Annotated in this window: 12 protein-coding genes and 2 pseudogenes; 6 read left to right on the top strand and 8 right to left on the bottom strand. The window is 73.2% G+C overall.

Features of this window, described 5'->3' with window-relative positions:
• Window positions 1-103, top strand: a pseudogene (locus EAO70_RS38480) (RpiR family transcriptional regulator); the annotation flags it as partial.
• Here the strand turns inward: EAO70_RS38480 and murQ are convergent.
• Window positions 97-999: pseudogene (gene murQ / locus EAO70_RS12595) on the bottom strand (N-acetylmuramic acid 6-phosphate etherase); the annotation flags it as partial. The pseudogenes EAO70_RS38480 and murQ overlap by 7 nt on opposite strands.
• 26 nt (window positions 1,000-1,025) lie before the next feature.
• Window positions 1,026-1,943, bottom strand: coding sequence for a MurR/RpiR family transcriptional regulator (locus EAO70_RS12590; protein WP_148003102.1), 918 nt, complete (start codon window positions 1,941-1,943; stop codon window positions 1,026-1,028).
• A gap of 110 nt (window positions 1,944-2,053) precedes the next feature.
• Between EAO70_RS12590 and EAO70_RS12585 the strand changes: the two genes are divergently transcribed.
• The gene (locus tag EAO70_RS12585; RefSeq protein WP_148003101.1) at window positions 2,054-2,410 is read left to right on the top strand and encodes a hypothetical protein; all 357 of its coding nucleotides are present in this window, start codon (window positions 2,054-2,056) and stop codon (window positions 2,408-2,410) included.
• Window positions 2,411-2,444: 34 nt separating this feature from the next.
• On the top strand, window positions 2,445-2,717 hold the full coding sequence (locus tag EAO70_RS12580) for a DUF4031 domain-containing protein (protein WP_148003100.1): 273 nt from the start codon (window positions 2,445-2,447) through the stop codon (window positions 2,715-2,717).
• A 53-nt stretch (window positions 2,718-2,770) separates the two neighbouring features.
• On the opposite strand, the gene cpt is transcribed toward EAO70_RS12580, so the two are convergent.
• A complete protein-coding gene (cpt, locus tag EAO70_RS12575; RefSeq protein WP_148003099.1) occupies window positions 2,771-3,304 on the bottom strand; it encodes a chloramphenicol phosphotransferase CPT in 534 nt (177 codons plus the stop codon).
• An 83-nt stretch (window positions 3,305-3,387) separates the two neighbouring features.
• Window positions 3,388-4,596, bottom strand: a complete 1,209-nt coding sequence (locus tag EAO70_RS12570) for a Cmx/CmrA family chloramphenicol efflux MFS transporter (protein ID WP_148003098.1) — start codon at window positions 4,594-4,596, stop codon at window positions 3,388-3,390.
• A gap of 39 nt (window positions 4,597-4,635) precedes the next feature.
• Between EAO70_RS12570 and EAO70_RS12565 the strand changes: the two genes are divergently transcribed.
• Window positions 4,636-5,472 carry an aminoglycoside phosphotransferase family protein gene (locus EAO70_RS12565; protein WP_148003097.1) on the top strand — a complete coding sequence of 279 codons (837 nt, stop codon included), beginning with the start codon at window positions 4,636-4,638 and terminating at the stop codon, window positions 5,470-5,472.
• Here EAO70_RS12565 and EAO70_RS12560 read toward each other — a convergent pair.
• Both EAO70_RS12560 and EAO70_RS12555 read right to left on the bottom strand, forming a co-directional pair.
• Entirely contained in the window at window positions 5,469-6,041 is a 573-nt protein-coding gene (locus EAO70_RS12560) for a dihydrofolate reductase family protein (RefSeq protein ID WP_148003096.1), read from the bottom strand. The two genes, EAO70_RS12565 and EAO70_RS12560, sit on opposite strands and share 4 nt — an antisense overlap.
• Window positions 6,042-6,236: 195 nt before the next feature.
• Window positions 6,237-8,264: a HelD family protein gene (locus EAO70_RS12555; RefSeq protein ID WP_148003450.1), complete on the bottom strand. Its 2,028-nt coding sequence runs from the start codon at window positions 8,262-8,264 to the stop codon at window positions 6,237-6,239.
• A gap of 263 nt (window positions 8,265-8,527) precedes the next feature.
• Between EAO70_RS12555 and EAO70_RS12550 the strand changes: the two genes are divergently transcribed.
• Together EAO70_RS12550 and EAO70_RS12545 are read left to right on the top strand one after the other, a co-directional pair.
• Complete coding sequence (locus EAO70_RS12550; protein WP_148003095.1) at window positions 8,528-8,716, top strand: hypothetical protein; 189 nt, start codon at window positions 8,528-8,530, stop codon at window positions 8,714-8,716.
• Between the two features lie 49 nt (window positions 8,717-8,765).
• Complete coding sequence (locus EAO70_RS12545; RefSeq protein ID WP_148003094.1) at window positions 8,766-9,080, top strand: hypothetical protein; 315 nt, start codon at window positions 8,766-8,768, stop codon at window positions 9,078-9,080.
• Window positions 9,081-9,089: 9 nt separating this feature from the next.
• On the opposite strand, the gene EAO70_RS12540 is transcribed toward EAO70_RS12545, so the two are convergent.
• Together EAO70_RS12540 and EAO70_RS12535 are read right to left on the bottom strand one after the other, a co-directional pair.
• Window positions 9,090-10,730 carry a DNA repair helicase XPB gene (locus EAO70_RS12540; RefSeq protein WP_148003093.1) on the bottom strand — a complete coding sequence of 547 codons (1,641 nt, stop codon included), beginning with the start codon at window positions 10,728-10,730 and terminating at the stop codon, window positions 9,090-9,092.
• Window positions 10,731-10,852: 122 nt separating this feature from the next.
• On the bottom strand, window positions 10,853-11,837 hold a 985-nt coding region (locus EAO70_RS12535; RefSeq protein WP_187283865.1), incomplete at its 5' end, for a helicase-associated domain-containing protein.

Here is an 11,837-nt window from a genome sequence, read left to right as displayed (position 1 = left end):
CCTGTTCACCTGCGTCACGCAGCGCACGTACGAGACGGCGGCCCCTGCCCTCGCCGCTTCGTACGAAGCCCTGGCGCACCGCCACTCACCCCGCACCCGCTGACGACCACAGCACCGAAAGAGCCGCTCGGCGGCCGTGGGGGCGTCGACGTCGGCGAGGATCATGAGGATGGCGTGCTTCACCTCGCCGTCGGCGGCGGCGAGGGCGGTCTCGATCTGCTCGTCCGGGGCGCCGGTGGCCAGGGCGACGATCCGCCGCGAGCGGGCCTGGAGCTTCTCGTTGGAGGCGCGGACGTCGACCATGAGGTTTCCGTACGTCTTGCCGAGCCGGATCATCGTGATCGTCGAGATCATGTTGAGGACGAGCTTCTGCGCGGTGCCCGCCTTGAGGCGGGTCGAGCCGGTGAGCAGTTCGGGGCCGGGGACGACCTCGATGCCGTGTTCGGCGGCGGCGGCGAGCGCGCTGTCCTCGTTGCAGGAGAGGCCGATGGTGAGGGCGCCGAGGGCGCGGGCGTGTTCGACGGCGCCGATGGCGTACGGGGTGCGGCCGGAGGCGGAGATGCCGACGACGGTGTCGTCCGCGGTGAGCTTGAGCGCGGTGAGGTCCTCGGCCGCCAGCTCCTTGGAGTCCTCGGCGCCCTCCACGGCCTTGACCATGGCGGACGGGCCGCCGGCGATGAGGCCGACGACCTCGCTGGGGTCGGTGTTGAAGGTGGGCGGGCATTCGCTGGCGTCGAGGACGCCGAGGCGGCCCGCGGTGCCGGCGCCCAGGTAGATCAGGCGTCCGCCGCGGGCCATCCGCTCGGCGGTGGCGTCGATGGCGGCGGAGATGGCGGGGAGCTGCCGGGCGACGGCGGCGGGGACGGTGGCGTCCTCGCCGTTCATGAGCGCGGCGATCTCGGCGGTGGGGAGCTGGTCGATCTCGGCCAGTTCCGGACGGAACGCTTCGGTGGTGAGGGTGGCCAGCTGGGCGCGGAGTTCGGAGTACGTAGCAGACACGAGCGGCTCTTTCGGTGCTGTGGTCGTCAGCGGGTGCGGGGTGAGTGGCGGTGCGCCAGGGCTTCGTACGAAGCGGCGAGGGCAGGGGCCGCCGTCTCGTACGTGCGCTGCGTGACGCAGGTGAACAGGCAGTCCACGACCAGGAGTTGGCTGGTGCGGGACGACATGGCCGCGGGGCGCAGTTCGCTCTCGCGGGCGGTCGAGGTGGTGAGGACGTGGTCGGCGTACTGCGTGACCGGTCCGTCGGGGCGGCCGGTGATCGCGACCGTGGTGGCTCCGTGGTCGAAGGCGACCCGGAGCGGTTCTATGACGTCGCCGGTCGAGCCGGAGTGGGTGATGGCGAGGGCGACGTCGCCGGAGCGGAGCTGCACGGCGTTGGTGACGGCGAGGTGCGGGTCGCTGTGGGCGTGCGCGATCAGGCCGATGCGGAGGAGCTTCTGGCCGAGGTCCTGGGCGACGAGGCCGGAGGCGCCGACGCCGTAGATGTCGATGCGGCGGGCGGTGGCCAGGGCGGCGACGGCGGCGCCGAGCTGGACGGTGTCGAGTCCGGCGGCGGTGTCGGCGAGGGTCTGCTGCTCGTCGTAGGCGAGCTTGGCGACGACGTCGGCGATCGGGTCGTCGACGGCGATGTCGGCGGTGACGGCGGGCGCGCGGCCGGACTGCTGCTGGGCGGCGAGGCCGGCGAGGGCGAGCCGGAGGTCGCGGTAGCCGGGGTAGCCGAGGAGGCGGGCGGTGCGGACGACGGTCGCCTCACTGGTGCCGGTGAGTTCGGCGAGGCCGGTGACCGTGAGCGCGGCGCAGCCGGCGGGGTCTCCGGCGACGGCTTCGGCGACCCGCTGCATCGAGCGGGTCATGGACGGCGCGAGGGTCCGCACCTTGGCCGCGAGCGCGGCGGGGGCGGGGGGTGCGTCGCCCGTGAAACTTTCCTTCACGTCATTGGTCACGCCTGAAAGATACTTTCGGAACGGCGGTGCGACAAGACCCCTTCGGTCCCGGATCGGGCCGGGACCTTGGACCTTTTCGCGAGCCGCCCGGCCGGGGTGACAATGGGGGGATGGACGACATCGACCCCGTGGAGCAGGCGCTGCACACCGCCCGCGCGCTCGTACTGGCGGACCTGGCGGCCCGCGAGGTCGCCGCGGCCGAGATGGTGTCGATGGTGGAGGACGCGGTGACCCACCGGCGCTGGTGGGTCGAGCAGTGGCCGGAGGGCCGGGCGTTCGTCGCCGGCCTGGTCGCGCAGGACGTCCAGGACGCGCTCCTCGAACGGTACGGCCGCTGGCCGATCTGCCCGGTCTGCTCGGCGGGCGACCCGCACGCCCTGGACGTGGAACCCGAGCTGGGCCCGGACCCGCACTGGGTGTGCGGCAAGCAGGGCGTCGTGGTCGCACCGGTGGGCGGCCTGACGTGAGGGGGCGCGTCACCGAGGCGAAGGCGGTTCGGACGTGACCCTCTACATCGACCCGCCCACCTGGCCCGGCCACGGACGCATGTGGTCGCACCTCGTCAGCGACGTCTCGTTCGAGGAGCTGCACACCTTCGCCGCCTCGATCGGCGCCCCTGCGCGCGCCTTCGAGCGGGACCACTACGACATACCCTCCGACCGGTACGCGGACGCCGTGGCCGGCGGCGCGGTCGAGGTCGGCTCGAAGGAACTGCTGCGCCGCCTCACGGAGGCGGGCCTCCGCCGCCCGAAGAGCCGCCCGGCACCCGCCTGAGAGACCGTACGGCCCGGTGGGCCGCGGCCGGACCGGATCGAGGGGGCTCCAGCTCAGCGCACGTGGGCGGCGATGGCGCGGGCGCACTCCAGTGACTCGGCGCGGGTGGTGTCGACCTCCACGTCGTAGACCACGCCCCGGTGCACGGCGTCCGCCTGCCGTACGGCCATGCCGGGAACCCGGTCGCCGCGGGCGATCTCCCGGCCCTCGGCGACGGCGCCGTCGCACCGGACGCCGACCCAGAGCACGTCGAGGTCGCCGACGACGCTCCGCCAGCGTTCCTGGGCGGCGGCACCGCTCAGGAAGACGTCGTCGACGACGATCCGGGCCCCGGCGCGGGCCATCGCGGCGACGCCCTGCGCCCAGGCGCCTTCGAGGGCGCGGAACGAGGCGCCGACGTTCACCCCGCCGTCGGCGTCGAACCCGATGCCGTCGTCGGAGTCCTGCATCGCGCTGGGCATCGCCTCGATGAGCGAGTCGACGCCGAACGCGAGCCAGGGCTCGGGGAGCACGGCCTGGAGGCACCGCACGATGCCGGACTTGCCCGCGCTGGAACCGCCGTTGAGGATGATCATCCGGGTCGTCATCGCGCCACCGTACGGCCATGGCGGCGCCGCACGCAGGAGGTTTCCCCGCCGCCGCGGTGACGTCGCGGCGGCGGGCGCCGCACTCAGCAGGAGCTGGGCGCGGTGGCCTCCTCGTTCCGCGGGGTGCCCGAGGTCACCACGCGGGAGGGCGACCGGTGGAGCTTGAGGGCCACCGCCGCCGTACCCAGGCCGACGACCGTCATGGCCGCGCCCGCCCAGGCGGTCGAGGCGAAGCCGAGGCCCGCGTCGATGACGGTGCCGCCGAGCCAGGGGCCGCCCGTGTTGCCGAGGTTGAAGGCGGCGGTGGTGGTGGCGCCCGCGAGGGTCGGGGCGGCCCCGGCGACGTTGAACATGCGGGCGTTGAGGGCCGGGGCCGTGTAGAAGGCCGAGACGCCCAGCAGGAAGGTCAGCACGATCGTGGCGACCGGGCTGGACGCGAACAGGGCCAGGGCGACCAGGAAGACCGTGGAGGCGGCGATGCCCGTCAGCAGCACGCCGAAGAGGTGGGCGTCGGCGACCCGGCCGCCGATCGTCGTACCGATCACGGCGCCGATGCCGAAGAGCCCGAGGACGCCGGAGACCCAGGCCTCGTCGAGACCGGACACGTCGGTGAGCAGCGGTGCCAGATAGGAGAAGGCACAGAACACACCGCCCGCGGCGAGCGCGGTGACGACGATCGAGAGGAGGACCTGGCGGTCGCGGTAGATCGCGATCTCGTTCCTGAGGCGGGGCTTCGTCTCGGGCAGCGGGATGTGGGGGATCCGGGTCGCCACGCCGACGAGGGCGATCGCGGAGGCGACGCCGACCGCCCAGAACGCGGAGCGCCAGCCGAGGTGCTCGCCGAGGAAGGCGCCGGCCGGGACGCCGAGGACGTTGGCGATGGAGAGGCCGCCGATCATGACCGCCATGGCGCGGGCGCGGGAGCCGACCGGGACCATCGCGATGGCCACCGCGGCGCCCACCGCCCAGAAGCCGGCGCAGGCGAGGGCGCTGACGACGCGGGAGGCGAAGAGGACGGCGTAGTCGGTGGCGAGCGCGCCGGCTATCTGGCCGAGGCCGAAGACGGTGATGAGGGCGATGAGGGTGGTCTTGCGGGGGAGCCGCAGGGTGGCGACGGCGAGCAGCGGCGCGCCGACGACCATGCCGATCGCGAAGGCCGAGATGAGCAGTCCGGCGCGGGGGATGGAGACGTTCATGTCCTCCGCGATGGGCGGCAGCAGTCCGGAGAGCATGAACTCGCTCGTGCCGAGCGCGAAGACGGACAGGCCGAGGATGTAGACGGCCAGCGGCATGCGGGGGGCGGTTCCGGCGGCGGGCCGGGGGGCCTGTGCGTGCGGGCCGTGCGGTCGGCCGGGACGGACAACGTCCTGTTCCGGCTCGGTGACGAGCTCGTCGTACGGCTGCCCCGGGCCGCGCACGCCGTGGGCCAGGTCGAGAAGGAGCAGCGCTGGCTGCCCCTGCTCGCCCCGCACCTGCCCCTGGACGTCCCCGTCCCCGTGGGGCGGGCCGGGGCGAGCGCGGACTTCCCGTGGCCCTGGTCGGTCTACCGCTGGCTCGACGGCGAGGACACGTACGACGCCCCGCTCACCGACCTCGCCCACGCGGCCGGCGCCCTCGGCCGCTTCGGCGCCGCCCTCCGCGCCGTCGACGCGAGCGACGGGCCCCCGTCCTTCCGGGGCGGCCACGTCACCACCTGGGAGGACGGTCATCTCCCCGGCGTGATCCGCGACTTCGGCGCCGAGGGCCTGATCGACGCGGACCTCGCCACGGCCTCCTGGGAGGCCGTCCTGCGGCTCCCGCAGTGGGACGGCCCGCCCGTCTGGATCCACGGCGACCTGCTCCCGGGCAACCTGCTGGGCCGGGACGGCCGCCTCAGCGCCGTCATCGACTTCGGCGGCGTCGGCACCGGCGACCCCGCCTGCGACACGATGCCCGCCTGGACCCTGTTCACCGCCGACACCCGCCCGCTCTTCCGCGAGACGGCCCGCGTCGACGACGCGACCTGGGCGCGCGGCCGCGGCTGGGCGCTGGCCTGGGGCCTGGTCACCGAGCACTACTACCGCGAGACGAACCCGGTGCTCGCGGCGGTAGCCCGCCGCACCCGCACCGAGGCACTCGCGGAGTACGCGGCGACGGCGCGCGCCGATCACCCCTTGGGAACCACCTAGCGGACGACGTCGAACACGTTCTTCTGGATCCCGTTGGAGTACACCTCGTGCTCGACGAGCTCCAGCTTCTGCGTGTCCTTGTCCGTCTCGCTGAACAGCCGCTTGCCCGCGCCGAGCAGCAGCGGGAAGACGAGCAGGTGGTACCGGTCGATCAGACCGGCGTCCGACAGCGCCCGGCCCAGCGACGCGCTGCCGTGCATGATGATCGGACCGCCCTCGGTCTCCTTCAGCGCGGCGACCTCGTCGAGCGAGCGCAGGATCGTGGTCTCGCCCCAGCTGTCGACCAGGTCGTCCTCGGTGAGGGTCGTCGACACCACGTACTTCGGCAGCGTCCTGTAGCGGGCGAAGTCCTCCATGTCCGGCCAGACCGCGCTGAACGCCTCGTAGCTCTTCCGGCCGAGCAGCATCGCCCCGGCCTCCTCCTGCTCCCGCCCCTTGAGCGCGTACGCCTCGGGGACGAACTCCGTCTCCTTGAAGGTCCAGCCCGAGTTCCGGTAGCCGGGCTCGCCGCCCGGTGCCTCCACGACGCCGTCGAGCGAGACGAAGACGGAGCTGATCAGAGTACGCATCTGGGTTCTCCCGCGAAGTTCATGACGACTGCTCAGCCCTGGTGCCGCAGCAGCGGATACGAACCTATAGACCGACGCCCCCGAAGATACTCATCGGCCGCCGACCGACCGGTCCGCGTCGCCCTCCGGCGCCGCGAGGAGCTCCACCTCGAACCCGTCGGCGTTCTCCGGGCAGGCCGTGTGGACGCCCTCGGCTCACACCTGCGCCAACTGCGGCGGAACGGGAGCGGAATGGACGACCGTCAGTCCCGACACGGCGCGGGTCAGCGCCACGTACAGCCGTCGGAGCCCGGTCCGCTCGTCCGGCTCGCCGTCGACGACGGCCGCGGGCTCGTCCAGGACCACGTAGTCGTACTCCAGGCCCTTCGCGAGCGACGCGGGGACCAGCGTCAGCCGCGACTCGGCCGTGGTCTCCTCACCGGGGGAGAGGTGCGCGAGGCCCGCGGCCGCCAGCGCCCCGGTGAGGGGGGCGATCCGCGCGCCCGCGGCGATGAGTCCGATCGACCCCTCGTGCGCCAGCGCCTCGACACAGGCCGCGACCACGTCCTCGTCGAGCGCGTCCGTGTGCCGCACCTCCAGCGACCCGGGGTTCTCCCGCACCGACTCCACCGCCGCGAGCCCCGGCGACATGTGCGGCAGGAGCCGCGAGGCGTACGCGATGACCTCGCGCGGCACCCGGAAACCGGCGGTCAGCTCCTCCACCACCGCCTCCGGCTTCCCCAGGTGCCGCAGTGCCTCCGCCCAACTCGCCGTCGCCCACGGCGTCGTGCCCTGGGCGAGGTCCCCGAGGACCGTCGCCGAACCGGTCGTACAGCGCCGGCCCACCGCCCGGTACTGCATCGGGGACAGATCCTGCGCCTCGTCGACCACGACGTGGCCGAGCGAGTGCGTGCGCTCCACCAGGTCCCGGGCCTCGTCGACGAGGACGGCGTCCGCCGCCGACCACCTCGCCGTCTTCACACTCCGCGCGGGCTTCGCCCAGAGCAGCAGCTTCTGCTCGTCCTCGGTGAACAGCCCCTCGGCGTGCTCCGCCAGGAACTCCGCGTCCCCGAGCAGCCGCAGCACCAGCTTCGCCGGCTCCACCAGCGGCCAGCACTCCTTCACGACCGCCTTCACCGCCGTGGTCCGCGCGACGGCGTTCTGCACCCGGTCGTCCGGCGCCTCCCCAGCCTCCTCCATCCGCACCAGGACCGCGTGCGCGATCCGCTGCGGAAGCGCCTCGCGGGCGGCCCCGTACCGGATGTCGCGGTCCATCAACTCCTGGACGATCTCCTCCAGTTCGTAGGCCGGGACCCGCCAGCGGCGCGACCCGCGCACCACCATGAGGGGCTCCTTCGGCAGCGCCGCGTGCGAGCGCACCGCCCGCCGCAGCAGCTCCGCCATCCGGGCGTCGCCCTTGACGACGGCGGTGGCCGCCTCGTCGGTGCCCCGCACCTCGACGACACCGCCCACCAGGTCGTCCACGGTGGCCTGCTTGACCTCCAACTCGCCCAGCGCCGGAAGGACTTGCTCGATGTAGTGCAGGAAGGACCGGTTCGGCCCGATGACCAGCGTCCCGGTCCGGGCCAGCCGCTCCCGGTGCGCGTACAGCAGGTAGGCGACACGGTGCAGACCGACGGCGGTCTTCCCGGTCCCGGGCCCGCCCTGCACACAGACGGTCCCGGAGAGACCGGACCGGACGATCCCGTCCTGCTCGGGCTGGATCGTGGCGACGATGTCCCGCATGGGGCCGACGCGGGGCCGCTCGATCTCGGCCTGGAGCAGCCGGCTGGTCCGCTCCAGCTCCTCCGGGTCGGAGAGGTGCTCGTCCTCGTACGCGGTGAGGTCCCCGCCCGTGTAGCCGAAGCGCCGGCGCAGCCCGACGTCCTGCGGGTCCTTCTTCGAGGCCTGGTAGTACGGCTGCGAGACCGGCGCGCGCCAGTCGATGACCATCGGGTCGCCGTCGGCGTCGTGCACGTGCCGGCGCCCGATGTAGAAGCGTTGCCCCTCCTGCGTGGTGTGCAGGTAGTCGAGCCGCCCGAAGAACAGCGGGGTGTGGGAGAGGTCCGCGAGGGCCTTGATCCGGTCCTCGATCTGCCGCCCGAGGACCACCGAGTTCACCCAGTTCGCGGTGACGTCCTTGATGTCGAGCGCCTCGACGTCCTCGCGCATCGCGCGCAGGGCGGCGCGGGACGACGTCAGATGGGCGCGCTCGCGGGCCAGGGGATCGTCGGATACGGGCACGGACACGGCGGAGCCTCCGGGGCGGGTACGGCGGGTACACGGACACGTCGAGGTGGCCGCCGGTTACCGACCGGGCGGCGGCTCTCCACGGAGGGAGGCGGGGAAGCTGGCGAGTGTAACTCCTGGGCGGGCCCGGGAGCGAACGGTTTCCGCCCGTCTCCATCCCGTAGGGGACGGCGTCCCCCTCACGTCGGACCCGGCCGCCCCGCCGGTTCACCCCCCAGGGCGATGTGTTCGGTATGTCCGGATTCCATCATGGAGGCATGACTGCGACGACCTTCACCCTCGTGACCACCGTGACCCGCCCCCGGGTCCGCCCCCTCGGCACCGCACTGCGCGCGATACGCGCCTTCGGCGGCGCGGCGGCCGGCGTCGTCCTCCTGGGCGACTACGGACCGCCCGAGGCCGGCGTCAGGAACCCGCGCCCCAGGTACGCCCCCGGCCCCGACTGAGTACGAACACGTCTGCCGCGGCGGGGCGGGGCGCTGATGTGATCAGCACATGACGACGCCGACGACGCCGACCCACCACGACCACGGAACCGACCCCTACGCCCCGAGCCCCCGGGCCCTGCGCATCATCGCGGGCTGCGGGTTCCTCCTCCTGGCGGCCTGCTGCCTCGCCACCGTCGTGGCGGTCCTCGTCGACGCCGTCAACGGCGACGGCGCCGCCAAGGGGTTCGCCACGGCGGCGTTCTGGACGCTGCTCGCCGGAGCCGTCACGGGCGTGGCGGCCCTGATCGCGCCCCGCAGGGGCCTGGTGACCGCCCAGTACCTCCTGGCGGTCGCGGCGCCCCTGCTGGCGCTCCTGGACTGAGGGGCGCACTCACGGCGCGAGCAGCTCGTCCGCGTCCACGATCCGGTAGGCGTACCCCTGCTCGGCGAGGAACCGCTGCCGGTGCGCCGCGAAGTCCTGGTCGATCGTGTCCCGCGCCACCACCGAGTAGAAGTGCGCCTGGTGCCCGTCGGCCTTCGGACGCAGCACCCGGCCGAGGCGCTGCGCCTCCTCCTGGCGCGAGCCGAAGGTGCCGGACACCTGGATGGCGACGGTCGCCTCCGGCAGGTCGATCGAGAAGTTCGCGACCTTCGACACGACGAGCACACTGATCTCGCCGTTCCGGAACGCGTCGAACAGCTTCTCCCGCTGGGAGTTCGGCGTCTCGCCCTTGATGACCGGCGCGTCGAGGTGCTCGCCCAGCTCGTCCAGCTGGTCGATGTACTGCCCGATGACCAGGATCTGCTGACCCGCGAACTTCTTCACCAGCGCCTCGGTCACCTTCCGCTTCGTCGCGGTCGTGGCGCAGAAGCGGTACTTCTCCTCGGCCTCGGCCGTCGCGTAGGCGAGCCGCTCGGAGTCGGTCAGGTTCACCCTGACCTCGACGCAGTCGGCGGGCGCGATGTAGCCCTGCGCCTCGATCTCCTTCCAGGGCGCGTCGAACCGCTTGGGACCGATGAGCGAGAAGACGTCGGACTCGCGCCCGTCCTCGCGCACCAGCGTGGCGGTGAGCCCCAGCCGGCGCCGCGCCTGGAGGTCGGCGGTGAACTTGAAGACCGGCGCGGGCAGCAGGTGCACCTCGTCGTAGACGATCAGACCCCAGTCCCGGGAGTCGAACAGCTCCAGGTGCGGATAGACGCCCTTCCGCCGGGTCGTCAGCACCTGGTACGTGGCGATGGTGACCGGCCGGATCTCCTTCTTCGTCCCGCTGTACTCGCCGATCTCGTCCTCGGTGAGCGAGGTCCGCCGCACCAGCTCGTGCTTCCACTGGCGGGCCGAGACCGTGTTGGTGACGAGGATGAGCGTGGTCGCCTTGGCCCGGGCCATCGCACCCGCCCCGACCAGCGTCTTGCCCGCGCCGCAGGGCAGCACGACGACCCCGGAGCCACCGTGCCAGAAGCCCTCCACGGCCTGCTTCTGGTACGGCCGCAGCGTCCAGCCGTCCTCCGCCAGGTCGATCCGGTGGGCCTCGCCGTCCACGTACCCGGCGAGGTCCTCGGCCGGCCACCCCAGCTTCAGCAGCGTCTGCTTGATCTGCCCGCGCTCCGAGGGGTGCACGGCGACGGTGTCGGCGTCGATCCGCTCCCCGACGAGCGGCTGCACCTTCCGCGACCGCAGGATCTCCTCAAGGACCGGCCGGTCCGTGCTGGTCAGCACCAGTCCGTGCGTGGGGTGCTTGGACAGCGTCAGCCGCCCGTACCGCGCCATGGTCTCCGCGATGTCGACGAGCAGCGCGTGCGGGACGGGATAGCGCGAGTACTCGACGAGCGCGTCGACGACCTGCTCGGCATCGTGACCGGCCGCCCGCGCGTTCCACAGACCGAGGGGCGTCAGCCGGTACGTGTGGATGTGCTCCGGCGCGCGCTCCAGCTCGGCGAAGGGCGCGACGGCCCGCCGGCACGCCTCGGCCAGCTCGTGGTCGACCTCCAGGAGCAGCGTCTTGTCACTCTGGACGATGAGAGGTCCATTCACGTGATCAGGTCCTTCCGACACCGTGCCGTTCCCGTAACGGCCAATCCTCCAGTGTGCCCGACCCGAGCGGACACCGGGGCCGGCGCGTGCCCGACCGCGGCGGACCCCTGCGCCCGCGCCCGCTACACCTGGTCGTCCGCCAGCTCCGCCACACCCGTGATCCGGTGCAGCGGATACGTACGGACCTCGTCCGCCGTGTGGTCGAAGGCCGTCACGAAACCGCCCTCCACCCGCACCGGGGCGATCACCCGCTGACTCGCCCCGCCCTCCGCGTTCACATAACCGATCCACACCGCCGAACCCGTCATCGCCGCCGCCTGCACGGTCGCCAGGGTCTCCGCCGCCGACGTCCGCGGCAGGGCGCCCGACGCCGCCGGGGCCGCCGCCGCAGGCTCCTTGCGCACCGCCGTCGCCGCCCGGTCACCCGCCCGGATCGCCCGCACCGCCGCACCCAGCAGCGTCGAGTCCGGGGCCGGCGGGCCGTCCGGCACCGGCACCGGCGCCGTACGCGCCGGCGTGCGGTACGCGTCCGCGCGCGTGATCAGCACATCGCCCGTCGCCGACTCGGCCGCCGGCGCGTACCCCATGGACCGCAGCCCGTCGAGCAGCGCCACCGGATCCGTCTGCGCCGCGAGCACCGTCGGCGCGAGCCGCCGCAGCCCGAGCGAAGCGGAACGCCGGTCCGCCAGGATCTCGCCGAGCACCGTGTCGTCGTCACAGCGCACATACGCCGACGCCGCCCCCACCCGCAGATGACCGTGCCGCCGCGCCACGTCGTCGACCAGATAGGACAACGGCTGCGGCACCGGCGTCCGCGAGTGCGCCTTCAGGAACTCGTGCAGGTCGGTGGCGGTCTGCCCCGAGTCCAGCGCCCGCCGCACCGACCCCGGCGTGAAGCGGTAGACCGTCGCACCACCCTTCGACTCCACGTCCGCGAGCACTGCCAGCGCGTCGGACAACGGCCGCCGCAGCGGCCCCGGCGCCACCGCCGTCAGATCCGCCTGGAGCAGCACATGGTCGACGGCCTCCGGCAGCAGCGGCGCCAGCAGCGTCGCCGCCCGCTCCGCCGCCACCGACAGCTCCACACCCCCGCCCAGCGCCCCGGCG

The organism is Streptomyces sp. adm13(2018) (assembly GCF_008042145.1).
Lineage (GTDB): Bacteria > Actinomycetota > Actinomycetes > Streptomycetales > Streptomycetaceae > Streptomyces.
This window is presented reverse-complemented; position numbering and strand designations above follow the sequence as displayed.

Excerpts from the sequence above, each read along its gene's own strand:
- EAO70_RS12560 (WP_148003096.1), bottom strand. The coding sequence starts at position 6,041 with ATGCGTACTCTGATCAGCTCCGTCTTCGTCTCGCTCGACGGCGTCGTG.
- EAO70_RS12570 (WP_148003098.1), bottom strand. The coding sequence starts at position 4,596 with ATGCCGCTGGCCGTCTACATCCTCGGCCTGTCCGTCTTCGCGCTCGGC.
- cpt (WP_148003099.1), bottom strand. The coding sequence starts at position 3,304 with ATGACGACCCGGATGATCATCCTCAACGGCGGTTCCAGCGCGGGCAAG.
- EAO70_RS12545 (WP_148003094.1), top strand. The coding sequence starts at position 8,766 with ATGACGACGCCGACGACGCCGACCCACCACGACCACGGAACCGACCCC.
- EAO70_RS12585 (WP_148003101.1), top strand. The coding sequence starts at position 2,054 with ATGGACGACATCGACCCCGTGGAGCAGGCGCTGCACACCGCCCGCGCG.
- EAO70_RS12550 (WP_148003095.1), top strand. The coding sequence starts at position 8,528 with ATGACTGCGACGACCTTCACCCTCGTGACCACCGTGACCCGCCCCCGG.